We start from the raw sequence: 25,672 nt of genomic DNA, 5'->3' as shown, positions 1-25,672 counted from the left end.
CTCGATAAATTGGGACGGATTTTTTTTGTAAGTTTGGTAAAAATTTACTTACAATGAAAAAATACATCTTTCTTTTAATTCTTGTAACGTCTTTTTTAAATGGACAAAACATTACGTTTTCGGATGTGAATTTTAAAAATGCTTTAATTAATACAAATTGTGTTGATATTGATAACAACGGAACTGGTGAATCAGATGCAGATACTGACAATGATAATGAAATTCAGTTATCTGAAGCACTTGCAGTAACACGACTTTTGGTTTTTGGACAGAATATTAGTAATTTAAGTGGAATTGAAAACTTTACTAATCTTCAAAAATTAGATTGTACTAATAATAATTTAACCTTTATAAATTTTCAAAACAATAATATTATCACAACTTTATTTTGCGATAATAATCAGATTACCAATTTAGTTTTGAATAACCTACCAAATCTTACCAATTTTAGCTGTTCTTCAAACCTTATACAAAGCTTAGATTTAAGCACAACTGGTTTTGTTCAAGGTAATTTTGGAAATAATCCTAATTTACAATTAATCAATTTAAAAAACAATGTTTTAAATATGTGTATTGTTTTTCCATTTACAGGAAGTGATTATACATGTGTTATGTTTTTAGGTTGCCCAGCATTACAATTGGTTTGTTTAGACGATAATGAAAATATGGGCTATTTTTCAGGACCTCCTCAACAAAATGTACAATTTAGCACGAGTTCAAACTGCACTTTAAGTTCAGAAAGCTTTAGTAATAATCAAGTTACTTTATTTCCAAATCCGGTAAAAAACGAATTGAATTTTTCATTTGAAAAGACAGTTTCTATTAAAGAAATCAATATCTACAACACTTTAGGGCAATTGGTAAAACAATTTAATAAACCTCAAAACTCCATTCATTTATCTGATTTAAATACTGGTTATTATCATATAGAATTTATTTCCGAAGAAGGAAAACTCACCAAAAAATTCATAAAAGAATAATATCAAAATCCGATTTAGAAATGAGTCGGATTTTTTTGTAACAATTTATTAGATTTGCCAACTAATACAAATTAAATAATTTATAAATGAAAAAATATATTTTAAGTTTTCTTTTGGTCGGAAGTATGTCTTTCGCACAAAAATTAACTATTGAAGAAACTGTAACTGGTCCAAGAAAATATGCACCAACTTCATTATTGGCACAACAATGGAGAAAAGATTCTAAATCGATTACGTATTTAAGTGCAGATTTTTCTAATTTATTAGAGAAAAGCGCAGCAACAGGTTGGAAAGAAACTACACTTTCTACAAAAGCAGAATTTGAAGCCGCTTTAAAAGCAAAATTCCCAACAGAAGAATTCACTTTAAGAACATTTCCTTTTGCATTTGAATGGAAAACTTCAAATACTTTTGAAACGGAAGTCGCTTCAAAAACAAATAATTATAAAGTTGTTTACAATGTAACTACAAAACAGATTTCTTCTGCAATTACCTATTCAAACGAAGGTACTCAAGCTAAATTCGCTTCAAATAATAATGTAGCTTGGTTAAAAGATAACAACATCAGAATTACATCAAACAATAAAACTATCGAAGTTACAAACGACGAAAACAAAGCGATTGTAAATGGTTCAGACTATGTACACCGCCAAGAATTTGGTATCGATAGAGGAATGTGGTGGAATGCTTCAGGAATGCAATTAGCGTATTACAGAAAAGATGAAACTATGGTTGGTAATTATCCAATTATCAACTGGAACGAACGCGAAGCTGTAAACAACGACATCAAATATCCAATGGCTGGAATGACAAGTGAGAATGTTACTTTGGTGGTCTATGATGTAGCAACTGGTAAAAAAGTAACAATTCAAACTGGTGAACCAAAAGAACAATATTTAACAATGGTTTCTTGGGAACCAACTGGAAAATATATTTTTATCGGAATCTTAAATAGAGATCAAAATCATTTAAAATTCAATAAATATGATGCTTCAACTGGAGCTTTAGTAAAAACTTTATTTGAAGAAAAAGCAACAACTTGGGTAGAACCGCAACACGCTTTGACTTTCGTTCCAAACAATCCAAATCAATTTATTTATCAAACAGATTTTAATGGTTACAACCAAATGTATTTATACAATACTGATGGAAAATTGATTAAAAACTTAGGTTTTAAAGATGTGGTTGTGACAAATTTATTAGGTTTCGATGCTTCGAATTCTAAAATCAACTACATCGGAACAACTAATAATGGTTTAGACAGACAATTGTTTCAAGTAGATTTAAAATCAGGAAATACTTTTCAATTAACTTCTATTTCTGGAACGCATAATGCTTCTGTTTCTTCAGACGGAACAATGGTTTTAGACCAATATAGCAACGCAACAACGCCAAATGAAATTTCGATTTTAAACATCAAAACGAAAATGGCAAACACCACTTTAGTGAAAGCGGAAAACCCATTCACTGGAAAAATTGATTTACCAAGAATTGAAATGGTAACCTTAACTTCTCCTGATGGTAAAACACCTTTAAATGGAAGATTAATTTATCCTGCTAATTTTGATGCGACTAAAAAATATCCAGTAATGGTTTATGTTTACGGAGGTTCGCACGCACAATTAGTAACTAACAAATGGTTAGGTGGCGCTGGTTATTTCGACATTTATATGGCACAACAAGGTTATGTAGTATTTACTTTAGATAACAGAGGAAGTGAAGCTCGTGGAAAAAAATTCTGTGAAGTAACACATAGAAATTTAGGTGTAAACGAAATGGCAGACCAAATGAAAGGTGTGGAATTCTTAAAATCAAAATCATTCGTAGACGCAAATAAAATCGGAGTTTTCGGATGGAGTTTTGGAGGATTTATGACAACTTCATTAATGACTTCTCAACCTGATACGTTTAAAGTTGGTGTTGCTGGCGGACCAGTAATCGATTGGAAATATTATGAAATCATGTACGGAGAACGTTATATGGACACGCCACAAGACAATCCAGAAGGTTATGCAAAAACATCTTTATTAGACAAAGTAAAAAACTTAAAAGGAAGATTATTAATCATTCACGGAGCGCAAGATCCTGTAGTAGTACAACAACACAGTATGAATTTCATTGAAGCTTCTATTAAAGCTGGAAAACAAGTAGATTATTTCTTATATCCAAACCACGAACACAATGTTGGCGGAAGAGACAGAATTCACATGTATGCAAAAATTGCTGATTATTTTGATGTGCATTTGAAGAAATAATGAGTCAATTCGACAATTAGTCGATTAGTCAATAAAAAAATCCGTCCCGATTATTTCGAGACGGATTTTTTATTTAATAAAATTTCCCATCCACATAATACCAATTATCTTGAAAATTGATAAAAGTTGATTTTTCGTGGTGAATTTGTGGTTTTTTGTCTTCATCTAAATAATAGGCTTTAAATTCTACCGTATTTTCAGAGAAATTTATAATTTCTAATTTTTGCCAAGTGTTCAATTTCGCCCAAGCTAAAATATCTGATTTATTGGTGTATTTTTTCTGAGAAACGTGTGTTGTATTGTACAAATATTCCGCATTTTGCAAACAATAAGCTGTAAACCTAGAACGCATTAGTTTTTCTGCAGTTGGTACTACTACTCCATCATAAATGTATGGAGAACAGCAATGTTCCAAATTTAATTCACTGCCACACGGACAAGGTTTAGTCTTTATCATTTTGAATTTTAAGTAATAAATGTTTCAATAAAACTTGGTATTTTCCCAACTCAATTAAATGCTCATCCAACGTAACGGAATCAATTAAATCTTCCACTTCATCACTCACTTCATGCAAATAAACATTGGCGTTTACCCAATCTTTTTTGGCAATAAAGTCGATAATAGTTTGAACTTTTGGTTTTAAATTTACTATTTGTTCTGTAAACATATCTTTTTTCTAAAATTAGCCTTTCAATAAATTAATACTAACTGTGGCATAATTGGTATTAGGAAACTTTTTAAAATATAAGGGTTCTGGAAACAAACCAACTTCGGCAGCTACTTTATGCAAAACATCAATTTCTACAATATATTGGTCCGAAAATCCATGTGTTGCGTCATAAGCTGTTGCAGCTGTATTTCCTAAATTATTTGCTGTTATTTCTGGCGGAATCGTGTGTAATTCTATAATTAACAATCCAAATTTATGCACATAAGCCGACCATTTTTGTAAATGTTCAAATAAGTTATCTTCAACTTCGTTGTTTTTAATCCAAACGCCTCGGTGTGCAAAAGCGCCGCTTGATGTGCTAATTCTATCTTTAGAAATCGTTTTTGGTGTTTCCCAAATTCGGTTATGATCTAAAAATGTTCGCACATTCAATAAATCTTTCAAATCGATATTATAATTTTCTTCTAAATCGGATGCTAATAATTCTGGATTTCCAATATCACCCCAAATTACTTTTGCCCAAATATCTGCTTTTATCAAATTCGCTCTCGTCACCTTCAATGCGGCTTGATTATAATCGGCTCCGACCAAAAACAATGGATATTCATCCAACATTTTCCCACGAATCGTTTGACGTTCAATCACTTCAAAAATGTGTTGTAAAAACGCTCCATTTCCGCAACCCATATCTAAAATTCCTTTAGGTTGTTCATTTATAGGTTTGTTAAATAATTCGATTATAATTTCATCAATAACTTTGAAATAAGTCGTGTGTGCGCCACCACTTCCCCAAACATTCATTTCTCTATTGACATGAATTTCATCTTCATTTATGCCAGTTTCTCTCAATAATTTCGGATTTCCGAACAATAACGCATCAATATTTTTAAACATTGGTAAATAAGAAACTGTTACACCATAAGCTGAAGCTCGTTTGGCAAACCATAATCCTAATTCTGTAAATTGATAGTTGTCTTTTTTACGAGTAAACCAACCTAAATGCGTAAAGAAATCTAATATAATTTTAAAAACTTCTGGATGTTTATGAAATTCTTCTGGACTAAACGATGTTTCCATAAAATACTTATGAAACATTCCGGTCATTCCTAAACTTACAATAATTGGTCCAACCAAATAGCCCTCAATATGTGCGAGAACTTGCTCTTGAATGGCTCTTTCATCATCATTTTCAGAAAGTTGAATATGACAATTGTTCTTATACCATTCAAACAACATGTTTAAATCTTGATACGATTCGTTCTGAATTTGTACCGAAGTAAACCAATCTTTCTCTTTTAAAACATCTATAACTTCTTCGTAAACTGGCGCTAATGAAAAGAAAAGTACCGATTTTGAATTGGTTGTAACTACAACCGAATTATTGGCATTGTCTAATTTATATTCTAACAAACCTTGAGATGCTAAAACACGCAAAGCAACGTTTAGGTATCCTTCGTTGGCTTTAAATTCTGAAGATAATTTTGATAGAGAAACTTCTTTATTTTCGAGCAGAAATTGTAATATCCCTTTTTGATGAAGCGCATAAACAACTGGCGCAGTCACCAATCCATCTAAATGTTGAAAAATTCTTTGCCTAAAATTTGAAGTTGTCGTCATACAAAAACTGATTTACTCAAATATAGCAAAATTTATTTATGATTTACGATTTTTAATTTGGGAATTGGGATTTGTTACCTAGATGCCTGATCTAATGAATACCTACTAAAATAATAACACGTAAATCCAAAATCTCAAATCGTAAATTAATTATCTTTTTTCAAAGATTGCTTGTATTGCTCTAAAATAGAAGCTTTTTTAGCAGCAGACGTTTGTTTTGTCTTTTGAATTTTCTTCATGTGATTATCCAATTGCTTCTTATGCTTGTCTTTATTTACGGAGTTATTTCTTCCCATCTTTTAATATTTTACGCAAATTTACGAAACTTTCGTTGGTATTACTCAATTCTGTTAGCATTTTACGTCTAATTTCTTCAAAATCATCAAAAACTAAGTATTTTGCCCAAGAATTATTTTGCAAAACTTCTTTAATCTCTTTAATTCTTTTTGCCGTTTCTGAAGCGCTTCTTAAAACTTGATTCGTATAATTTGGATTGTTTTTGTGATTGAAATTCACTTCATTTTTAGATTCATTTATTTCAATATAAAACAATTTTTCAGTTTCGTTATTCGAATAAAAATCGGTCCAACGTGCAAATCCGATAATTTCTGTTTGATTTTTATATTCCGAATTCACGATTAATCGCCAACGACAATTAGCTGCTCTTCCCCAATGATTGGATTTTCTATACACGCCAATTTCTGTGAAATAATATTCGCTACCCGAATTGCTTTTGTAACCCAATTTCAAATCGGACAAAACTGAAGCATCCACTTGTTGAAACAAGCAAAAAGTATGTTTGTGAAAATTGTTCTTATGATAAACATTCATTTTGCAAAGATAATCATCTATTTTGCTTTCGGAGAAGATTTTATTAATCCTAAAAAAATTAATACATTTGCAGCCAATTAAAACCAAAATCTGAATTTTTCAGTATAACAATTACAAAATATAAAAATGAAACAAGTAGTAGTATTATTTTCTGCATTAATTTTAATTTCTTGCAACAAGTACAAGGTTGAAGGAACAACAACTGGTGTAGCTAACGGAACAGATGTATTTTTAGTAACTTCAGATTCAACTGGAACTCCAAAACCAAAAGACACTGTTAAAGTAACAGATGGGAAATTTGAGTTTGAAGGTAAAAGTGACATGCCAGAAATTGCATATATTGCTTTTGACAAAACTCCAAATGGAAATGTTGGATTTGTTTTAGAAAAAGGAACTATTGCTGTTAATTTCGATGTTAAAAATCTTGACAAAAATGCTATTAGTGGAACTAAAAACAATGATTTATACCAATCTTACAATAATGCAAATTTAGATATTCATAAAAAGGTTAAAGCAATTTATGATGCGAATGGTGAGTTCATGAAAAAAAATCCAGAAACTGAAGAGGAAAAAGTAAAAGCTCAAGGTATCATGGCTGAATTTCAAAAAATTCAATTAGAAATGGACAAAAGATCAAAAGATTTTGTTGCTAAAAACCCAAATACTTTTGTTTCTTTATTATTAGTTGAAAATTTGTTTTACAATTACAAAATGGATGCTTCAAAAGTAAAAGTCTTTTATGACGGATTAGATTCTGACTTAAAAGAAACTTTAAGCGGAAAAAGTGTAAAGAAATTTTTAGACACTCAATTACCAATTGAAAACGCAAAGAATAAAAAAAAAAAGTAGATAACACTACCAAAGCGGCTGATTTTTCTGCTAAAACACCAGAAGGAAAAATAGTTTCTTTAAAAGAATCACTAGGAAAAGTTACAATTATTGATTTTTGGGCATCTTGGTGTGGACCATGTAGACAAGAAAATCCAAATGTAGTAGCGTTATATAACGAATTACATAATAAAGGTTTAAACATCATTGGTGTTTCTTTAGATGATGATGCTACAAAATGGAAAGCTGCCATTGCAAAAGATAAATTAACTTGGACTCAAGTTTCTAATTTAAAAGGTTGGAAAGATCCAATTGCAGCAACATATCAAGTAGAAGAAATTCCTTCTACGTTTATATTAGATGCACAAGGAAATATTGTAGCAAGAAACCTTAGAGGTGAAGAATTAAAAGCTAAAGTAAAAGAATTATTAGGTGTAAAATAACACATCAAACCATAAAAATCAATCCCATTTTGTATATTATTACAAAATGGGATTTTTTTATACTTTTAGTTTTCAGAAAGTTATAAAATAATTTAAATATTCCTTTAAAATAAGTTTGCAACTATAAAAAACAATTATATATTTGCAATCGAATTATGGCCACGGGGAGATACTCAAGCGGCCAACGAGGGCAGACTGTAAATCTGCTGTGAAAACTTCGCAGGTTCGAATCCTGCTCTCCCCACAAAAAAACCACTTCAATTGAAGTGGTTTTTTTTTATTAAAATAAAACTTCGTAGGTTATCCCGAAACTTCGGGACTGCTCTCCCCACAAAATATTACAAAAAGAAAAAGCTCCCAAGTTTACTTGAGAGCTTTTTTGTTTTATATCTAAGAGAGTTTTACTCCAAACTAAAACTAACATTAACCGTACAAATGATTTCAATTTCACCAAGCGCTAAAGTTTCTCTTGGTGCAGCAGCAGCTTCATCAGAAGCCCAAGCCCCTTTAGCCATAAGCATTGGTTGTGGATAGTGTGTATAAGAATTTTCAGAAATCAAGATGGCTTTACCCACTTTTTGTCCAGGTAAAACAGAAACATAATCATCTGCTTTTTTCTTAGCGTTTAAAATGGCTTTCTTTCTAGCTTCCGTTTCGTAAGTTTCCATTTTAGAAGACTTAAACTCTACTCCGTTAATTACATTTATTCCTGTTTCCATAACGTCCATCATAAACGCATCGTACTTAGAAATATCTTTTAAAGTAACCGAAATCGTTTGATTCGCTTGGTATGAATATTTCTTTTTTTCGTAATCGTAATTTTTATATAAACTCATTTGAGCCGTTTGATAATCTGAAGTTGGAATATTAAACTTTTTGATATACTTAATTACTTTTTCAATAGTTACATCATTAAGCGTTTTGACTTCTTTAGCATCTTTTCCATTGTTTTGCACTCCTAATTGAATCACAGCAATGTCTGGCGTTACTTTAATTTTTCCTTCACCAGAAATAGAGATTTGTGGCACTAATTTGTGTTGTTCTTGACTCATAACATTCATTGTTGTAATTAATGTTAGTAATAAAATTAACTTTTTCATATTGATTTATTTATTTTTAATTTCTTATTCAAATAGTATGCCATTATATCTTTTTCATTTTGACTAAATAGGTCAAAACTGCAATTGGAACTAATAAAATTCCTATAAATATCAATCGAGTTTCAAATAAACTTGGTCGAATCAACAAAGTAAAAACCAATCCTCCAATTGCACCACCTAAATGTGCCGTATGACCAATATTATCATATTTTCCTTTCATTCCGTAAATAGAATAAGCCAAATATAAAAACGCAAAAATATAGCCTGGAATAGGCAAAGCACCAAACAGCAAAATCGAATTTTGTGGATACAATAAAATCGCACAATAAATGATTCCCATAACAGCTCCAGAAGCTCCAATTGCCGAATAATAAGGTTCTTCTTTATGAATATAATAGGTTAACAAACTTCCAATTGCCATACTTCCGAAGTAAATTACTAGAAAATTCGTAGTGCTAAATTCCTGTGTTAAAAAAGTTGCAAAACTCCAAAAACTAAACATATTAAAAGCGAAATGAAACCAATCCGCATGCAAAAAACCTGAAGTTATCATACGATATTGTTCTCCTGCTTTAATGCTTGAAATATTAAACTTAAACTTGTCGAAAAATTCTAAATTGGATAAACCTGTAAAAGTAACTATAGCAGTAATTGCTACGATAATTGTTGTAATAGAATACATATAAAAAATTTAATAAATATAAAGGTAAGATAATTATTGAAATTCGTATGAAAAATCTCATCTGTTAACCAAAATTTAAATTGTTTTCAGAAGAAATAACAAAACATTATATTTGCAAAAAAAGATTCATGCAATTAGTACTATATATATTGATTTATCCTATAATTTGGTTCATTTCAATACTTCCATTTCCCGTTTTATATCTTTTATCAGATGTTGTCTATTTTTTAGTTTATAGAGTCATTAAATACAGAAAAAGAGTAGTTAGAGCAAATATTGCTTTAGCACTTCCTCATTTATCTGAAAAAGAAAGAAATATAATTGAGAAAAAATTCTATTCTCATATGTGCGATATGTTTCTAGAAATGGCTAAAACACTCTCTATTTCTCGTAAAGAAATTGAAAAAAGATACGTTTTCAAAAACATGGAAGTCTATTACGAATTAGAAAAAAAAGAGAAAAGTATTGCTTTATTATGTGCTCATTACGCCAGTTATGAATGGGCAGTTTCAATGAATTTCCACATTAACTATATTGGTTATGGTGTTTATAAAAAATTAGCCAATCCGTATTTTGACAAATTAGTACGAAAAATTCGTTCTAAATTCCAAAGTCAGCTAATTGATAGTAAAGAAACGATTCCAACCATGGCTAAAAACTTCAGAAGTAAAACATTTAGTATCTATGGTTTAGTGAGTGATCAATCGCCAAAATTAAGCGCTACACATCATTGGCAAAAATTTATGGGAGTTGAAGTTCCTGTTCATACTGGAGGTGAAATGCTAGCTAAAAAATACGACATGAATGTGATTTTCTTAAAAACGAAGAAAATTAAACGTGGGTATTATGAAGCTAGTTTTGAAGTGCTTTGTGATGGAAATGCAAAAGATATCCCGAATTATGAAATCACTGATAATTTCTTAAAATTAGTTGAACAACAAATTTATGAAGCTCCCGAATTTTACTTGTGGACGCATAAACGTTGGAAACACAAGAGATAAAAATCATGAAATTACTAAATAAGATCGTTCTTTATACTTTAATTGCTCTATGTATATTAATGATTATGGGACTTCTAAATTTCGGTCACGGTTTAGGTAATATTTTATATTTCCCTCCAATTATCTTATTTACAATAACTCATATTCTTTTAACCAGAAGACTAATCAAAAGAAACAATAACACCTATTGGTTTCTATTAATCTTTATATTTGGCCTTATTTGTATGTTAATTATCTACAAGGCGACTTATGGAAGAGGCGGAGAGTTTTCTTGGAACGGAGATATTTTCTTTATTAAATAACTTTAATCTTTTACCATTTCAACTTCTGGTAAAAAATAAGGCACAAAAAAAATTCGTTATTGACTATTTCAAGTTAATAACGAATTTTTATTTTTATTAAAGAATGCCGAAATTATAAAAACCAACCTTTCACCATTTCTACTTCTGGCTTAGTATCGTCTTTATGATTGAAATCATTTTTAGCAGGATTGTACACATAATCTTCTTGCCAAGTGGTAAAGTTCTCCGCTAAATCAATAATCGCATCACAAACCAATTGAATTTCTTCTGAAGTCGTTGTTGGATGAATCGACATACGAATCCAACCTGGTTTATTTGTTAAATCACCTTCGTTAATACTACAAGTAATAGAATTAGAAGTTTCTTGATTTACATTTAACAAATAATGCCCATAAGTTCCAGCGCAACTGCAACCACCACGAACTTGAATTCCGAATTTATCATTCAATAATTTCACTCCTAAATTAAAGTGTAAATCAGTAATATAAAACGAAATTACGCCTAACCTATTGGTATGTTGTTCCGCTAAAATATTGATATTTTCAATTGGTGATAATCTTTCAAAAATATAATCTACCAATTCGTGTTCTCTTTCTAAAATGTTTTTCACACCCATTTTCTCTTTCAACTGAACAGAAAGTGCTGCTTTAATAACTTGTAAGAAACCTGGCGTTCCACCATCTTCTCTATCTTCAATATTGTCGATATATTGGTGTTCACCCCAAGGATTTGTCCAACTTACGGTTCCACCACCTGGGCAATCTGGAACATTATTTTTATATAATTCTTTATTAAAAACCATCACACCACAAGTTCCAGGTCCACCTAAAAATTTGTGTGGAGAAAAGAAAATCGCATCTAAATACGCGTCTTTATCTTCTGGATGCATATCAATTTCTACATATGGGCCAGAACAAGCGAAATCTACAAAACATACTCCATTATTTTGGTGCATAATTTTGGCAACTTCATGATATGGTGTTCTAATTCCAGTTACGTTTGAACAAGAAGTAATAGAAGCAATTTTAAAACTTCTATCTTTATATTGATTGACTAAATCTGTGAATTTATCTAAGCAAAATAAACCTTCGTCATTTGCTGGAATCACCACAACATCTGCAATTGTTTCCAACCAAGACGTTTGATTAGAATGATGTTCCATGTGCGAAATAAAAACGATTGGCTTAATTTCTTTTGGAATCGTTGTGTATTCTTTTAAATTTTCGGCAATACGTAATCCTAAAATACGTTGCAATTTATTCACCACGCCAGTCATACCCGTTCCGTCAGTAATTAAAACGTCGTTATCATTAGCATTTACGTGATTTTTTATAATATGACGCGCTTCGTGATACGCCATTGTCATTGCTGTTCCAGTAATAGAAGTTTCAGTATGTGTATTAGCAACAAAAGGCCCAAAAGAATTCATTAGTTTTTCTTCAATTGGACGATATAATCTTCCACTTGCTGTCCAATCGGTATAAACAATATTTTTTTCTCCAAAAGGCGAGACAAAAGATTGATTAATTCCAATAATATTTTCTCTAAACTGTTGAAAATAAGTTTCTAATTTAGTTTTAGCTAGTGTTGTTGCGTTCATTACTTGATATTTTACCTCCAAAATTACGTCTTTTTTTATTCAGTTAAAAAAAAACCGTTAAAATTCTAATAAATAATAGATACACAATAGGTTATCTAAATTTCATTTTAATATATTTGTCAAAATCCCATTGTTAAAAAAATTATAATTAAAATGATTCCTTTTCAAATCAAAGCTACATGTGCTTTATTTAGTGTTAATTCCGAGACTATTTATTACTTTTTACTCTATTTTTTCATTCCTTTAATTGTTCTATTTGTTGTTCTAATTATCTTCTCATTATTATATTCTAGATATTCTGGAGATAAAAATGACGATATTAAAGAAAATATTGAAAATGAGATCAATTCATTTTTAACGGAACTTATTTTTTCTGATTACAAGCCTAAGGAAATTAAAAATAAGATTAATGAATTTAAATTGAAACACCCATTAAATAATAATTTAAGAAAGTATATTTTAGATAAAATTATACATATTAAAGAAAATTTAAACGAAACCAACGAACATACAATTTTATTGATTTACAAGTATTTCGGTTTTGATGAGATTTCAAATAAATTAATTCGCAACAGAAAATGGTCTTCTAAATCGGAAGCCTTTCATCATTATCAAAATATTGGATATAAGATTAAAACGGGTCATCTAAAACAGTTTTTAGATAGTAAAAATACCGCTTTACGTTCCAATGCCATCATTGCACTAATTTCCTTATCGGATAAAAAATTTGATGTTTTAGACAACTACAAATACAACATTTCAAAATCTGATGAAGTTAAAATTTTAGATATTATCTATCGAAAAAAATCAAACATTCCGAAAAACATTAGCAATTGGTTAAACAGTAAAAACGACTCCATTGTAATCATTGCCATTAAACTAATTGTTAGATTTAGACAACAAGAAAACCTTTCATTAGCGCAAATTTCAATCTTATTAAAATCGGAAAATCCAACTGTTAGAAAAGAAGTTATTCTAGCTATTAGAGAGCTAGTTATGTTTGAAGCAAATGAGATTATCATGGCTCATTTCAAAGTCGAAACCAACTTAAGGAATAAAATTTCTGTTATAAAAACATTGAATATCATCGGTACAACGGAAAATATTAACATTTTGTCGGTATTGTTAAAACAAGAAGAAAATTTAGAATTAGATTTGAAACTGGAAATTGTAAACTTCATAAATAAAATGGATGCTTCTTTTTTCAATAATTTCAAATTCAGCAAAGAAGAAAAGAATACAGAATTACAAAAAATGATTGCTCATTCAAACTGCCCCTATTTAAATTGATCACTTTAGAACGCATAATTAACAGCTCCGAATTTTTCTTCGGCTGCTATTCCATATTTTATATTTTAGTGTATATCATATTGGCCATTTCATCATTTTATGAAATAAAAAAGTACTATATCAACAAGTATTTTCTTCATAAAGATGTGATTATCAAATCAAATAATGCACTTGGAGTTTCAATAGTTGCACCTGCATTTAATGAAGGTTTGACTATTATTTCGAATGTAAAATCCCTACTTTCTCAAGAATATCCAAAGTTTGAAGTTGTTATTATTAATGATGGCAGCACAGATGATACGCTTGAAAAACTAATTTCCGAATTTGATCTTGTAAAAGTCGACTTTTTTTACATTGAAAAAATCAAAACTGAACCCGTAAAAGGACATTATCGTTCTACAAATCCTATTTACAATAAACTTTTAGTTGTTGACAAAGTAAACGGAAAAAGTAAAGCTGATGCCTCAAATGCAGGAATCAATTCTACAAAATATTCGCTGTTTATTTGTACCGATGTAGATTGTATTTTAAGAAGAGATACAATCGCCATGTTAGTGAAACCATTTCTGGAAAGTGATAAAAAAGTGATTGCTGCTGGTGCGGCATTACGAATTTCAAATTCTTGTACTTTTAAAGAAGGAATGCTTTATGAATCGCATTATCCAAATAATTTTTTCGCAAGATTTCAAGAACTTGAATACATTCGTTCTTTTATTTTTGGAAGAATGGCTTGGAGTAAATTAAACGGTTTACTTTTAGTTTCAGGTGGTTTGGGAATTTTTGATAAAGACACGGTTAATGCAGTTGGCGGATATTGGAATAAATCTTTAGGTGAAGATTTAGAATTAATCACTCGAATGCGAATGTACATGCATGAACAGAAAAAAGACTTCGAAATAAAATACATTCCAGAATCTTTATGTTGGACACAAGTTCCCGATGATAAAAAAGTATTTATACGTCAACGTGTTCGCTGGGCAAGAGGTTTAATTCAAACACTAGTTTTACATAGAAAATTATTCTTTAATCCGAAATACAAAAAAACAGGATTAATTGTTTTTCCATATTATGTTTTTTGCGAATTAATTGTACCTGTTTTAGAAGCAATTGGACTTGTCGTTTTGCTGTTAAATATTTACTTCTTTGGCATAAATATTCCTTTCTTACTTGCAGTTAGTTTCGCCGTATATAGTTTCTATGTTTTAATTACGCTAAGTTCTATCTTTTTAGATCAAATGATTCACAAACAATATTCCAATTTAAAAGAAGTGATCCAACTAATTTTAATGGTATTTATTGAACCAATAATCTATCATCCTTTAAATGTTTATGCTTCATTAAAAGGATACACACACTTCTTATTACAAAAAGAAAAAAAATGGGGAGAAATGTCACGTAAAGGATTTAAAACCGCTAACTAATGAGTATGAAACTTAAATTTTTATTATTTTTTGTAGGCGTTTGCAACTCTGTTTTTGCTCAAAAAATCAACACAGATAGTTTATTGGTAGTGACAAACAATATTATAAAATCTGATACAAAAGAGTATTTTAAAGCTAAAAAAATAGCACATCAATGTTTAAAAGTAGCGCCAGATTATTTAGATTTTCATATGGCTTTAGGAAGAATTCATAAAAATGAACAAAACATTGACAGTGCTAAATATTACTTTCAACACGTTATTGATGCCAATCCAAAATACAAAGAAGCATTTGTGTTTTTGAGTAAGACTGAATTAGATGGGAAGAATAACGAAGCAGCTTTAGCAACTATCAACAAAGGAATTGCGATTTATCCTGAAGAAAAAGAGTTTTACTTAGTAAAACTTCAAATTATAAATAGCGAAGAAAATCCTAAAAAAAGTTTGGAATATTTGGAGTTTTTAACTGCGAAATATCCAGAAAATGTAATGTTTACTAACCAACTTCGAGAAGTAAAAAGTAACATGAAATCAAATAGAATTGGTGCGAATTATAGTTATACTTCATTCAGTCGAGACAACTACGGGCCGTGGCATTTGAGCAGTGTAAATTACATGAAACAATTCAACAAAGCTTCAATTGGCGGAAGAATTAGTTATATCGATAGAAGAATCAACGGCGCTAGTGCTAATTTCGGTTATTTTTATGAAATAGAATCGTATTTTAAAACTACGAAAAAAAGCTATTCATTTGCAAATATAGGCTTTAGCGAAGGAAAAGTGTTTCCAGAATTCCGATTTTTATACTCTTATTATTTAACGCTAGGAAAAGGGTTTGAAACAGAAATTGGTTACCGATACAACCAACAACAAGACATAAAATTAAGCTCTGGAATATTGGCTTTAGGGAAATATTTCAAAAACAATTGGATCAATTTCAGAACTTCATTCTTAATAAATGAACCAAAATTATATCCTTCGTTTTCATCCACTTTCAGACATTATTACAACACAAAATACGACTATTTTTCATTTAACTTAGGTTACGGAACTTCTCCCGATGAAAGACAAACGCTAACACAGTTTCAAGATAGAGTTGCTTTAACTTCTTTCCGATTTGGTGCAGGTTACAGTAAACTTTTCGCGAAAAAATACATAATTGGAGTAAATTCAAGCTTCAACAATCAAGAATATTATCCAGAAAAATTTCAAAACGAATACAACATTTCCATTGATTTGACATACTTATTTTAAAATCAAACAACCCCCTACTAAATGAATAACAAAATATTAATTATTGAAGATGATAAGATCATCAAAAACATAATCGAATTCTTATTGAAAAAAGAAGGTTATGAAATTGAATTTGCTGAAGATGGTTTAATTGGTTTGGAAAAAATCAATTCTTTTCTACCCGATTTAATTATTACCGACATTATGCTTCCGTACAAATCAGGCTTAGAAATTACTTCGTACTCTAAAGCTAATTTTCCTGACGTTCCTGTTATTATTATTTCATCTTTAGGAAAAGAAGACTTAACGGTTATTGAAGCCTTTAAATTAGGTGCTGATGATTTAATTGCAAAACCATTTAATCCAGTAGAATTAGTATTAAGAGTAAAACGCTTTTTTCTGATTGCTAAATAGAACAATTAGAATTAAAACAAAACTCTAAATAATTCTTAAAACTATAGCAATCATTGAAATAGTTGAAAATTTATAAGTACTTTTGATAGACAATTTTACAACTATGTCTATTCAATTTCTACATAAATTCACCACTAATTTACCTTCAGATACTATTGAAGAAAATTACACACGTCAAGTTCCGAAAGCCGCATTCTCATTCGTAACACCAAAAATTCCGAGTCAACCAAAACTGATTCATATTTCTAAAGAAGTACAGAATTTAATAGGTTTTTCAGATGAATTCGTACAATCAGAAACCTTTTTAAAATTAGTCTCTGGAGCAGAAATTGTTTCCAATGCAAAACCTTTCGCCATGAATTATGCCGGACATCAATTTGGAAATTGGGCTGGACAATTAGGCGATGGAAGAGCCATCGTTTTAGGAGAAATTGAAAACAACAATCAAATTTTTACCTTACAATTAAAAGGCGCTGGCGCTACACCCTATTCACGTCGTGCCGATGGTTTAGCGGTTTTGCGTTCTTCTATTCGTGAACATTTATGTAGCGAAGCGATGTTTAATTTAGGCGTTCCCACTACCCGATCTTTATCTCTAGTTTCAACTGGTGACGAAGTCTTACGAGATGTGATGTACAACGGAAATCCAGCCATGGAAAAAGGTGCGATTGTATGCCGAATAGCACCAAGTTTTATTCGTTTTGGAAGTTTCGAATTGTTTTCGTCTCAAAATGATATTGAGAATTTAAAGTTACTAGCTGATTATACGATTTCGAATTATTATACTGAAATTCAACTTGAAGGAAAAGAAAAATATATCGAATTCTTTAACTCTGTTGCCGAAAAAACACGAGAAATGATTGTGCATTGGCAACGTGTAGGTTTTGTTCATGGTGTAATGAATACCGATAACATGAGCATTCACGGGATTACAATTGATTACGGACCTTACGGTTGGCTAGAAGATTACAATCCGAATTGGACTCCAAATACCACAGATGCAGAAGGCAAAAGATACCGTTTTGGAAACCAAGCCAATATTGCATTGTGGAACTTATACCAATTGGCAAATGCCTTATATCCGTTAGTGGAAGAAGCTGAACCTTTAGAAACGATTCTAAATAATTTCGCAAAAAAATACGACGAAGACTTTTCGGAAATGATGTTGAAAAAACTCGGAATTACCTCTAAAAATGAAGAAAACGATAAGTTAATTCAGCAATTACTCTACAATTTAGAACAAACCGAAACCGATTTTACGATATTTTTCAGAAATTTGAATCAAATCAATAAAGAAGATTCCGTTGAAGATTGTGTTTCGAAAATCAACTTTTCTTTTTATAAATCTGAAGAAGTCACTGGAATTATTTTAGAAACTTGGCATTTTTGGTTTGCTCAATATTTGACGATTTTAAAAGAAGAAACAACTTCAGATGATGAACGAAAATTGCAATTAAACTCAGTAAATCCGAAATACGTTCTACGAAATTATATGGCGCAAATGGCGATTGAATTAGCCGAAAAAGAAAATTATTCTTTAATTGACGAATTGTATACTCTACTTTTAAATCCGTACGATGAACAACCCGATTTTGAAAAATGGTTCGCCAAAAGACCCGATTGGGCGCGACAAAAAATTGGAAGTTCGATGTTGAGTTGTAGTTCTTAGTTTAGATATTTTAGATTTTTAGAAATTAGAAAGGATGATTAAAAATGATTTTAAAACCATAGACGAATACATTGCTATTCAACCAGCAGAAATTGCTGTGCTTTTTGAAAAAGTTCGAGCAACCATCAAAAAAGTAGCTCCCGAAGCCACGGAAACAATTAGTTATGCAATTCCGACATTCAAACTTCATGGTAATTTGGTACATTTTGCTAACTTTAAAAATCACATTGGATTTTATCCTGGTGCTTCTGGTGTGGAACATTTTAAAGACGAATTAACCAACTATAACTTTTCAAAAGGAACAATTCAATTCCAATTGTCTGAACCGATTCCGTACGATTTAATTGAAAAAATTACTAAATTTAGAGTCGAAGAAAACCTAAAACTATCTATTATAAAAAATAAGAAGAAATGATAACAGTTAGCACAGTAATCAAAAACAAGACATTAGCCCAAGTTTGGGACTATTTTACCAATCCGAAACACGTAATGAATTGGAATCACGCTGGCGAAGATTGGCATTGTCCGAAAGCAGAAAACAATTTAGAAGTAGGAAAATCTTTTACCTACACAATGGCAGCTAAAAACGGTGAAATGAGCTTCGATTTTAGCGGAATTTATACCGAAATAGAAGAATTTGCAAAAATAAGCTACATTTTAGCAGATGATAGAAAAATATTCGTCACATTCCAAGAAACTGAAGAAGGTATCGAATTGATTGAAAAATTTGATCCTGAAAAAGTAAATTCAGAAGAAATGCAACAAACTGGTTGGCAAATGATTTTGGATAATTTCAAAAAATATATTGAATCAAATTAAAATGACAACACTACAATTTACAGTAGATATCAACGCACCAGCTTCAAAGGTTTGGAACGTTTTATGGGATGATGTCACTTACAGAAAATGGACAACCGCTTTTTGTGAAGGTTCATACGCAGTGAGCAACTGGAATGAAGGCGATTCCGTACATTTTTTAGATCCAAATGGAAATGGAATGTATAGCGTAATTGAGAAGAAAATTGATAATGAATTGATGTCGTTCAGACACATTGGAAACATTATGGATTTGAAAGAAATGCCTTTAGATGAAGAAACCAAATTATGGTCAAATTCTAAAGAAATTTACGAATTAAAAGAAGCAAACAACCAAACGAAACTAACCGTAAAAGTGGACACTTTAGAGAATTATGTTGGGTTTTTCAATGACCATATGCCAAAAGCCATTGAATTGGTGAAAAACTTAAGCGAAAACTAATTTCTTAAAACATATAAGTCATATAAGTTTCTATTTATTTTAAAAACTTATATGACTTATATGTTAAATTAAAAAGTGCTTACTCTTTTCTATATTTTTTAGTCTCTTCAAAAACATGCTCTAAAATTTTAGCATCTTCTTCCGAAAATTCTACATTTCTTCTCGCCATTACAATTTTAGCCGTATCAAAAGCTTTTTTGGTTACATATGTTGTAAATCCAGAAGCGCCACCCCAACTGAAACTTGGAACGAAATTTCTTGGAAATCCAGCGCCAAAAATGTTGGTACTAACTCCAACTACTGTTCCCGTGTTAAACATCGTGTTGATACCACATTTACTGTGATCTCCCATCATTAAACCACAAAATTGTAAGCCCGTTTTAGCGAAATTTTCCGTTTCGTAGCTCCACAATTTCACTTCTTCGTAGTTGTTTTTCAGGTTACTATTGTTACTATCTGCACCAATATTACACCATTCTCCTAAAACGGCATTTCCTAAAAATCCATCATGCCCTTTATTTGAATAGCCAAATAAAACCGAATTGTTCACTTCACCACCAATTACTGAATGTGGTCCAACCGTAGTTGCGCCATATACTTTAGTTGCCAGTTTCACTCTTCCCGATTCGCACAAAGCAAAAGGTCCACGAATCACAGAACCTTCCATGATTTCAGCATTTTTACCAATGTAAATCGGTCCTGTTGCTGCGTTTAAGGTTACGAATTCTAATTTAGCACCTTCTTCTATAAAAATATTTTCTGGAGCAATTACGTTAACCGATTTAGGAATCGGTTGCGAATATCTATCTTCTGTTAGCAATTCGAAATCTTCACGAATAGCAACGTCATTTTTTTGGAAAATATCCCAAGTGTTTTCTATTTTTATACATTCGTTAGTAAACTCAATCACTTCAAAAGAATCGAAATCGACTTCTTCACCTTCTTTAGCATAAAACGCTACGACTTCTTCTTCTTGAAAAATCGCCTGATTTAACTCTAAATTCTTAATCATTTCTACCAAAATTTCCGTTGGTAAAAACGACGCGTTAATCATCACGTTGTTTTCCATTTCCACCATGGGCCATTTGTCTGACAAATATTCTTCGGTGATTGTCGTAGTGGTAGAACCCAAATGTTTTTCCCATTTTTCGCGAATGGTTAAAATCCCAACACGAATATCGGCAACAGGTCTGGTGAAAGTAAATGGCAACAAAGCGTTACGATGCGGGCCATCAAAAAGTATATAGTTCATTTTGTGAATTTCAAAGTTGAATGGTAAAAGTAAAATAATTAAATTGACGATGCAAAAAAAATCCTTCCCTTTAGCGCATAAAAAAACCCCGAATAAATTCGAGGTTTTGTATGATAGATAAATTTGATATTATTTTTTATCGAATTTAGCGTATTTAGTTTTGAATTTATCAATACGACCTGCAGTATCAATAAGTTTAGATTTACCTGTGTAAAAAGGGTGAGAAGTTCTAGAAATCTCCATTTTGAAAACTGGATACTCAACACCTTCGTGAGTGATAGTTTCTTTAGTTTCAACAGTTGATTTTGTGATGAATACGTCATCGTTAGACATGTCTTTAAAAGCGACTAATCTGTAATTTTCTGGGTGAATTCCTTTTCTCATTTTGTAAATCTTTAAATGTATGATTATAATTTGTTTCGCGGCTTTTTACAATAAAAAGGTGTAAACGCCTTATAACCTTTTGTTAATTTTGTTTTTATTTCAGGGTGCAAATATAGGTATTTATATTAAACCTACAAACTTTTTTAAAAAGAAAAATAAAGGCACAAAACTATATGCTTTTGGTTTGCCACAAAGACACAAATTCGCTAAGTTTAATTTTACTTTTGTATGTATTTTTTAAAAAAATAATCTTTAAATAGATTATTGACTTGCCATAAATCTAAAAGCTGAATGTATTTCTCTAAAGTAACTTTATTTATGCTTTTATTATTACATTTTTCAAGCATGTATTTGGGAGCGTGATAATAATACGTGTTTTGTTTTCCGTTTTGTATAAATGTCATAGAACAACCAGAAGCATCATTTATTAAACAAGGTCTTTCTTTTTCGTTTGTTATGTTCTTAAAATCAGATTGGGTAAAATTTAGAAATTCTGCAGTTTGATTAGAGTTTAAAGCTAAAAAAAGTAATTTTTCATTTTCTAAACTTAATTCCGTTTTATCTATTGTTGTTATTAATTTTTTATTTTTTTTCAAATATGATTTAGGTGTACTTACTATATAAGCATTTATTTTCTTCTCGCTTTTAAAAAAAAAGTAGAAATAAGTATCATGAGCAAATGAACCACCTGTACTTTTGATTATTACACAAATTTCGTCTTTATCTATTTTTTCATTTACTAACGTATCTTCAATTACCGCATCTCTTAACTGAAGTTTAGGTAAGTTTTGACAAAATACCAAATTTGAAAATAGTATAAATAAAAGTAATATGGCTTTTTTCATGGGTTTTAAAATTATCGACTAAAATACATAAAAAAATCAAAATCTTCGCGCCTTAGCGTCTTCGTGGCAAATTATTGCGCCTTATATAAAAAATACGTAATTTTGCAACCGATTTGCGTGAGTGATAAGAGTGGAAATCCTTTTTTAATTGTCGCCTGAGGTGTCACACTGAGCCTGTCGAAGTGCTCTCGAAGGCACAAATAAAAAAGATTGTAACGGATAGCACGACCTGAAAGGGCACGCCCAAAGAAAACGATTATGTCTGATAGAAAAAAAGTAGCTTTTTATACACTAGGTTGTAAACTGAATTTTTCAGAAACTTCTACTATTGCCAGAAACTTCAATGACGAAGGTTTTGACAGAGTGGATTTTGAAGAAGTAGCCGATATTTACGTGATTAACACGTGTTCGGTAACGGAAAATGCCGATAGACAGTTTAAACAAGTGGTGAAAAAAGCAATGAAACTAAACGACAAAGCTTTTGTTGCTGCTGTGGGTTGTTATGCCCAACTGAAACCAGAAGAATTAGCCGCAGTTGATGGAGTAGATTTGGTTTTAGGTGCTACAGAAAAATTTAAAATCACCGATTACATCAACGACCTATCGAAAAACGATATGGGAGAAGTGCACAGTTGCGAAATTGAAGAAGCCGATTTTTATGTGGGCAGTTATTCTATTGGCGACAGAACGCGTGCTTTCCTAAAAGTACAAGATGGTTGCGATTATAAATGTACGTATTGTACAATTCCGTTAGCGCGTGGGATTTCGAGAAGTGATGCTTTGGAAAATGTGTTGAAAAACGCCAAAGAAATTTCAGAGCAAAACATTAAAGAAATTGTGTTAACTGGTGTAAACATCGGGGATTACGGTAAAGGTGAATTTGGAAATAAAAAACACGAACATACTTTCTTAGAATTAGTACAAGAATTAGACAAAGTTGATGGTATTGAAAGATTAAGAATTTCAAGCATTGAGCCTAATTTACTAAAAAACGAAACGATAGAATTCGTGAGTAAAAGCCGCACGTTTGTTCCGCATTTTCATATTCCATTACAAAGTGGTAGCAATGAAATTTTAGGAAAAATGAAGCGTCGTTACCAACGTGAAATTTATACGGAACGCGTAAATAAAATTAAAGAAGTAATGCCACACGCTTGTATTGGTGTGGATGTAATTGTAGGATTTCCTGGTGAAACCGACGAACACTTTTTAGAAACGTACAATTATTTAAATGAAATGAACATTTCTTATTTACACGTGTTTACGTATAGTGAGCGCGACAATACGGAAGCCGCAAATATGCCAGGCGCAGTGCCAGGTAATGTGCGAAGTAAACGTAGTAAAATGTTACGTGGCCTTTCTGTGAAAAAACGCAGAGCGTATTATGAAAGTCAAATTGGCACGACTCGTACGGTTTTGTTTGAAAACGAAAACAAAGAAGGTTACATTACTGGTTTTACCGAAAACTACGTAAAAGTAAAAACGCCTTGGAACCCAGAATTAGCCAACACTTTACACGAAATTACACTAACTAAAATTGACGATGATGGTTTGGTACGCATGGAATTTGTAAACGTACCTGCATAATAAAATTGTTGATAACTGATATAGAAAGACTGCTTTTAGCGGTCTTTTTTTGTGGGATTTTTTGTATGTTTGGGAAAATAGATAATAGTTTATTAAATTTTTTATAAATAAGTATTAAACTTAAAATTAAATAAAAAAATGACAGAAATAGCAACAGGTTTAATAGTCGCTGCTGGCGGTTCAATTTTAAATTTTGCATCAACAAAAATTTATAACAGTATAACAGGAAGTTCAAAAAATTTTATTTGGACTAATAAAAATATAAATCTTAAAAATTTTAAAATTTCTGATGAGTTTGATGAATTAAAAAAAAGAACAAGAATTATAGTAATTGATGATGAAAATAGTTTTCCAACAAAATTATTTAAGGATGAAGGATATACAATTGACAAATGGGACATTGTAAAAGATTATAGTAAGTTGGAAAATGGTTTTTTTGATATAATAGTTCTAGATATAAAAGGTGTAGCATTACATATTTCTGAGGATGATGGTCTAGGCGTATTAATAAGTTTAAAAAAGAATAATCCTGCGCAAATAATAATTTCTTATTCTCAACATAGCTTTGATTTAAGTAAAATTGAATTTTTTCAACTTGCAGACGAGAATATTGCTAAACCAAGTGATTTTTTAAAGATTAAGAATATTTTAGATAATTTAATTACCACTCAATTTAAACCTGACAGATATATAAGTGCTTTAGATCAGTTACTTTTAAAAAACAACATTAGCGATAGTAACATAAAAAAAATAAAAGCAGAAATCGCTAAAGCAATTAAACGAAAAAAAGCTCCTGATTGGAATAAATCCTTAGAATTCATACAAAATAGAACAGACCTAGCAAAACAAATTAAAAGCCTTAGTGAAACAATTATAAAATTTTTTAAATAAAATGGATAAAGAACTTATAAAAGCCTTATCAAAATATCCTTTTATTATTGAAAATGATTTTATCGATTCAATTGAGTTAAAACAAAACAAAACTTGTGTTGAAAAATGCAATGAAAAAGATTGTTTAAAATTAACAGAAAGTAATAATAATTTGGAAGAATATATTTGTTCAAAGGGTTATAATAATATTTTATCTATAGTAGGAGAAATAAAATTCATCATTAATGGCTTAATTTTTCAAGATAATAAATCAGTTCCAAATGGAAGGAAAGATGTTAGAAAAGAATGGCAAATAAATCGAAATGAAGTTGTTTTGTTTTCAAAAAAAATTCAAGAGATAGAATTATATTTAGAAAAAAGAATTAATGAAACTACTGAGAAAAACTTCTCAATGTTTCACGATTTTAAAACATCAATGTCAATTTTTTATACTTGTACACAAGATATAATTAATAATTTGGAAGGAAATACTTTTACTGAAAAATTAGAAAATAGTGATAAATCCTATAAAGATCTATATAATTCTCTAGATTTGATTACTTCGCAATTAGGAATGGTTGACGTAATTTTAAACCCAAACAGCATACAATTTGGAAAAAAGAAACCAATAAACTTATATAAACTTTTTGATAAAATTAAAGCTTTATTTGAACACTTATCAACTAAAAAGAGAGATGTAAATATAAAATTAAGCTCAGAAATTAGAGTTGATGATTGTTATTGTTATGAATCAATTGAGTTTATCCCATTAATACTATTAGATAATGCATTAAAATACTCTGTAAGTGGCTCAGACATTGATATTAAATTTGAACAACACTATGGCGTATTAAAAGTAATTGTTAAAAATATTGGCCCTTTAGTCAATGACCAAAATAAAGAAAATATTTTTGAAAAATTCTTCAGAGATGAATCAGGAAAAAAATTCTCAAAAGAAGGAATGGGAATGGGATTATGGATTGCAAATCAAATCTTAGAAGCTCATAATTGCAAACTAGAATATCATAAGAACCCAAGAGAAAATGGACCTATTGGACTAAATATATTTGAATTCGAATTACCAATTAGTAAAAACTAATATAGTAAACTGCTACTAAAGCGCTAAACCACTTAACGTTA

The 25,672-nt window shown here is 30.5% G+C and carries 27 protein-coding genes, 1 tRNA gene and 1 pseudogene; 18 read left to right on the top strand and 11 right to left on the bottom strand.

Annotation, left to right across the window (positions count from 1 at the left end; all coding sequences use genetic code 11):
- The first annotated feature begins 53 nt into the window (after positions 1-53).
- Together BMX42_RS07940 and BMX42_RS07935 are read left to right on the top strand one after the other, a co-directional pair.
- Positions 54-980, top strand: a complete 927-nt coding sequence (locus BMX42_RS07940) for a T9SS type A sorting domain-containing protein (protein ID WP_091311906.1) — start codon at positions 54-56, stop codon at positions 978-980.
- An 86-nt stretch (positions 981-1,066) separates the two neighbouring features.
- Complete coding sequence (locus BMX42_RS07935) at positions 1,067-3,235, top strand: S9 family peptidase (protein WP_091311905.1); 2,169 nt, start codon at positions 1,067-1,069, stop codon at positions 3,233-3,235.
- 73 nt (positions 3,236-3,308) lie between these two features.
- Here the strand turns inward: BMX42_RS07935 and BMX42_RS07930 are convergent, their stop codons facing one another.
- The 5 genes from BMX42_RS07930 to BMX42_RS07915 form a co-directional block, all read right to left on the bottom strand.
- A complete protein-coding gene (locus BMX42_RS07930; RefSeq protein ID WP_091311904.1) occupies positions 3,309-3,692 on the bottom strand; it encodes a YchJ family protein in 384 nt (127 codons plus the stop codon).
- Entirely contained in the window at positions 3,679-3,903 is a 225-nt protein-coding gene (locus BMX42_RS07925) for a hypothetical protein (RefSeq protein ID WP_091311894.1), read from the bottom strand. Before BMX42_RS07925 ends, BMX42_RS07930 begins: the two co-directional genes overlap by 14 nt.
- A gap of 15 nt (positions 3,904-3,918) precedes the next feature.
- Positions 3,919-5,523, bottom strand: a complete 1,605-nt coding sequence (locus BMX42_RS07920; RefSeq protein ID WP_091311891.1) for a class I SAM-dependent methyltransferase — start codon at positions 5,521-5,523, stop codon at positions 3,919-3,921.
- A gap of 146 nt (positions 5,524-5,669) precedes the next feature.
- Positions 5,670-5,819 carry a hypothetical protein gene (locus BMX42_RS14530; protein ID WP_177169146.1) on the bottom strand — a complete coding sequence of 50 codons (150 nt, stop codon included), beginning with the start codon at positions 5,817-5,819 and terminating at the stop codon, positions 5,670-5,672.
- The gene (locus BMX42_RS07915) at positions 5,806-6,354 is read right to left on the bottom strand and encodes a hypothetical protein (protein ID WP_091311889.1); all 549 of its coding nucleotides are present in this window, start codon (positions 6,352-6,354) and stop codon (positions 5,806-5,808) included. The genes BMX42_RS14530 and BMX42_RS07915 overlap by 14 nt, the downstream gene beginning before the upstream one ends.
- Before the next feature lie 126 nt (positions 6,355-6,480).
- On the opposite strand from BMX42_RS07915, the gene BMX42_RS07910 reads away from it, so the two are divergent.
- The 3 genes and pseudogenes from BMX42_RS07910 (at position 6,481) to BMX42_RS07900 (ending at position 7,869) form a co-directional block, all read left to right on the top strand.
- Positions 6,481-7,203, top strand: coding sequence for a DUF4369 domain-containing protein (locus BMX42_RS07910; protein WP_091311887.1), 723 nt, complete (start codon positions 6,481-6,483; stop codon positions 7,201-7,203).
- A 20-nt stretch (positions 7,204-7,223) separates the two neighbouring features.
- A pseudogene (locus tag BMX42_RS07905) lies at positions 7,224-7,625 on the top strand (peroxiredoxin family protein); the annotation flags it as partial.
- Positions 7,626-7,788: 163 nt separating this feature from the next.
- Positions 7,789-7,869: transfer RNA gene (locus tag BMX42_RS07900), tRNA-Tyr, on the top strand.
- A gap of 157 nt (positions 7,870-8,026) precedes the next feature.
- Here the strand turns inward: BMX42_RS07900 and BMX42_RS07895 are convergent.
- Positions 8,027-8,725, bottom strand: a complete 699-nt coding sequence (locus BMX42_RS07895) for an SIMPL domain-containing protein (RefSeq protein ID WP_091311884.1) — start codon at positions 8,723-8,725, stop codon at positions 8,027-8,029.
- Between the two features lie 43 nt (positions 8,726-8,768).
- The gene (locus BMX42_RS07890; protein ID WP_091311881.1) at positions 8,769-9,407 is read right to left on the bottom strand and encodes a rhomboid family intramembrane serine protease; all 639 of its coding nucleotides are present in this window, start codon (positions 9,405-9,407) and stop codon (positions 8,769-8,771) included.
- Positions 9,408-9,535: 128 nt separating this feature from the next.
- On the opposite strand from BMX42_RS07890, the gene BMX42_RS07885 reads away from it, so the two are divergent.
- Positions 9,536-10,408 (top strand): lysophospholipid acyltransferase family protein, encoded by an 873-nt coding sequence (locus BMX42_RS07885; protein WP_091311878.1) that lies wholly within the window; start codon positions 9,536-9,538, stop codon positions 10,406-10,408.
- Between the two features lie 5 nt (positions 10,409-10,413).
- Positions 10,414-10,710, top strand: a complete 297-nt coding sequence (locus tag BMX42_RS14465) for a hypothetical protein (RefSeq protein ID WP_143055618.1) — start codon at positions 10,414-10,416, stop codon at positions 10,708-10,710.
- Between the two features lie 112 nt (positions 10,711-10,822).
- Here the strand turns inward: BMX42_RS14465 and BMX42_RS07880 are convergent, their stop codons facing one another.
- Positions 10,823-12,310, bottom strand: a complete 1,488-nt coding sequence (locus BMX42_RS07880; RefSeq protein WP_091311875.1) for an aminotransferase class V-fold PLP-dependent enzyme — start codon at positions 12,308-12,310, stop codon at positions 10,823-10,825.
- Positions 12,311-12,463: 153 nt separating this feature from the next.
- Between BMX42_RS07880 and BMX42_RS07875 the strand changes: the two genes are divergently transcribed.
- The 8 genes from BMX42_RS07875 (at position 12,464) to BMX42_RS07840 (ending at position 19,594) form a co-directional block, all read left to right on the top strand.
- Entirely contained in the window at positions 12,464-13,600 is a 1,137-nt protein-coding gene (locus BMX42_RS07875; RefSeq protein WP_091311872.1) for a HEAT repeat domain-containing protein, read from the top strand.
- 146 nt (positions 13,601-13,746) lie between these two features.
- Entirely contained in the window at positions 13,747-15,021 is a 1,275-nt protein-coding gene (locus BMX42_RS07870) for a glycosyltransferase family 2 protein (protein ID WP_245748276.1), read from the top strand.
- A 5-nt stretch (positions 15,022-15,026) separates the two neighbouring features.
- Positions 15,027-16,274 carry a YaiO family outer membrane beta-barrel protein gene (locus tag BMX42_RS07865; RefSeq protein WP_218141443.1) on the top strand — a complete coding sequence of 416 codons (1,248 nt, stop codon included), beginning with the start codon at positions 15,027-15,029 and terminating at the stop codon, positions 16,272-16,274.
- A gap of 21 nt (positions 16,275-16,295) precedes the next feature.
- Complete coding sequence (locus BMX42_RS07860; RefSeq protein WP_091311866.1) at positions 16,296-16,667, top strand: response regulator transcription factor; 372 nt, start codon at positions 16,296-16,298, stop codon at positions 16,665-16,667.
- 103 nt (positions 16,668-16,770) lie between these two features.
- Positions 16,771-18,336: a protein adenylyltransferase SelO gene (locus BMX42_RS07855; protein ID WP_091311864.1), complete on the top strand. Its 1,566-nt coding sequence runs from the start codon at positions 16,771-16,773 to the stop codon at positions 18,334-18,336.
- A 34-nt stretch (positions 18,337-18,370) separates the two neighbouring features.
- On the top strand, positions 18,371-18,751 hold the full coding sequence (locus BMX42_RS07850; protein WP_091311861.1) for an iron chaperone: 381 nt from the start codon (positions 18,371-18,373) through the stop codon (positions 18,749-18,751).
- The gene (locus BMX42_RS07845) at positions 18,748-19,155 is read left to right on the top strand and encodes an SRPBCC domain-containing protein (RefSeq protein WP_091311858.1); all 408 of its coding nucleotides are present in this window, start codon (positions 18,748-18,750) and stop codon (positions 19,153-19,155) included. The genes BMX42_RS07850 and BMX42_RS07845 overlap by 4 nt, the downstream gene beginning before the upstream one ends.
- A gap of 1 nt (position 19,156) precedes the next feature.
- Positions 19,157-19,594 (top strand): SRPBCC family protein, encoded by a 438-nt coding sequence (locus tag BMX42_RS07840; protein WP_091312643.1) that lies wholly within the window; start codon positions 19,157-19,159, stop codon positions 19,592-19,594.
- A 79-nt stretch (positions 19,595-19,673) separates the two neighbouring features.
- Here the strand turns inward: BMX42_RS07840 and BMX42_RS07835 are convergent, their stop codons facing one another.
- The 3 genes from BMX42_RS07835 to BMX42_RS07825 form a co-directional block, all read right to left on the bottom strand.
- Positions 19,674-20,846, bottom strand: coding sequence for a GlmU family protein (locus BMX42_RS07835; protein WP_091311854.1), 1,173 nt, complete (start codon positions 20,844-20,846; stop codon positions 19,674-19,676).
- A gap of 129 nt (positions 20,847-20,975) precedes the next feature.
- On the bottom strand, positions 20,976-21,230 hold the full coding sequence (locus BMX42_RS07830) for a type B 50S ribosomal protein L31 (RefSeq protein WP_091311849.1): 255 nt from the start codon (positions 21,228-21,230) through the stop codon (positions 20,976-20,978).
- Positions 21,231-21,448: 218 nt separating this feature from the next.
- Positions 21,449-22,075, bottom strand: coding sequence for a hypothetical protein (locus BMX42_RS07825; protein ID WP_091311844.1), 627 nt, complete (start codon positions 22,073-22,075; stop codon positions 21,449-21,451).
- Positions 22,076-22,333: 258 nt separating this feature from the next.
- On the opposite strand from BMX42_RS07825, the gene mtaB reads away from it, so the two are divergent.
- From mtaB to BMX42_RS07810, 3 genes are all read left to right on the top strand, one after another.
- On the top strand, positions 22,334-23,662 hold the full coding sequence (gene mtaB, locus BMX42_RS07820; protein WP_091311841.1) for a tRNA (N(6)-L-threonylcarbamoyladenosine(37)-C(2))-methylthiotransferase MtaB: 1,329 nt from the start codon (positions 22,334-22,336) through the stop codon (positions 23,660-23,662).
- Positions 23,663-23,800: 138 nt separating this feature from the next.
- Positions 23,801-24,553, top strand: coding sequence for a DNA-binding transcriptional response regulator (locus BMX42_RS07815; RefSeq protein ID WP_091311837.1), 753 nt, complete (start codon positions 23,801-23,803; stop codon positions 24,551-24,553).
- 1 nt (position 24,554) lies between these two features.
- Positions 24,555-25,631, top strand: a complete 1,077-nt coding sequence (locus BMX42_RS07810) for a sensor histidine kinase (protein ID WP_091311833.1) — start codon at positions 24,555-24,557, stop codon at positions 25,629-25,631.
- Positions 25,632-25,672: the final 41 nt, after the last annotated feature.

Source organism: Flavobacterium terrigena (genome assembly GCF_900108955.1).
Lineage (GTDB): Bacteria > Bacteroidota > Bacteroidia > Flavobacteriales > Flavobacteriaceae > Flavobacterium > Flavobacterium terrigena.
The sequence above is the reverse complement of the archived record's forward strand: the minus strand, read 5'-3'. Positions and strand labels throughout refer to the sequence as shown.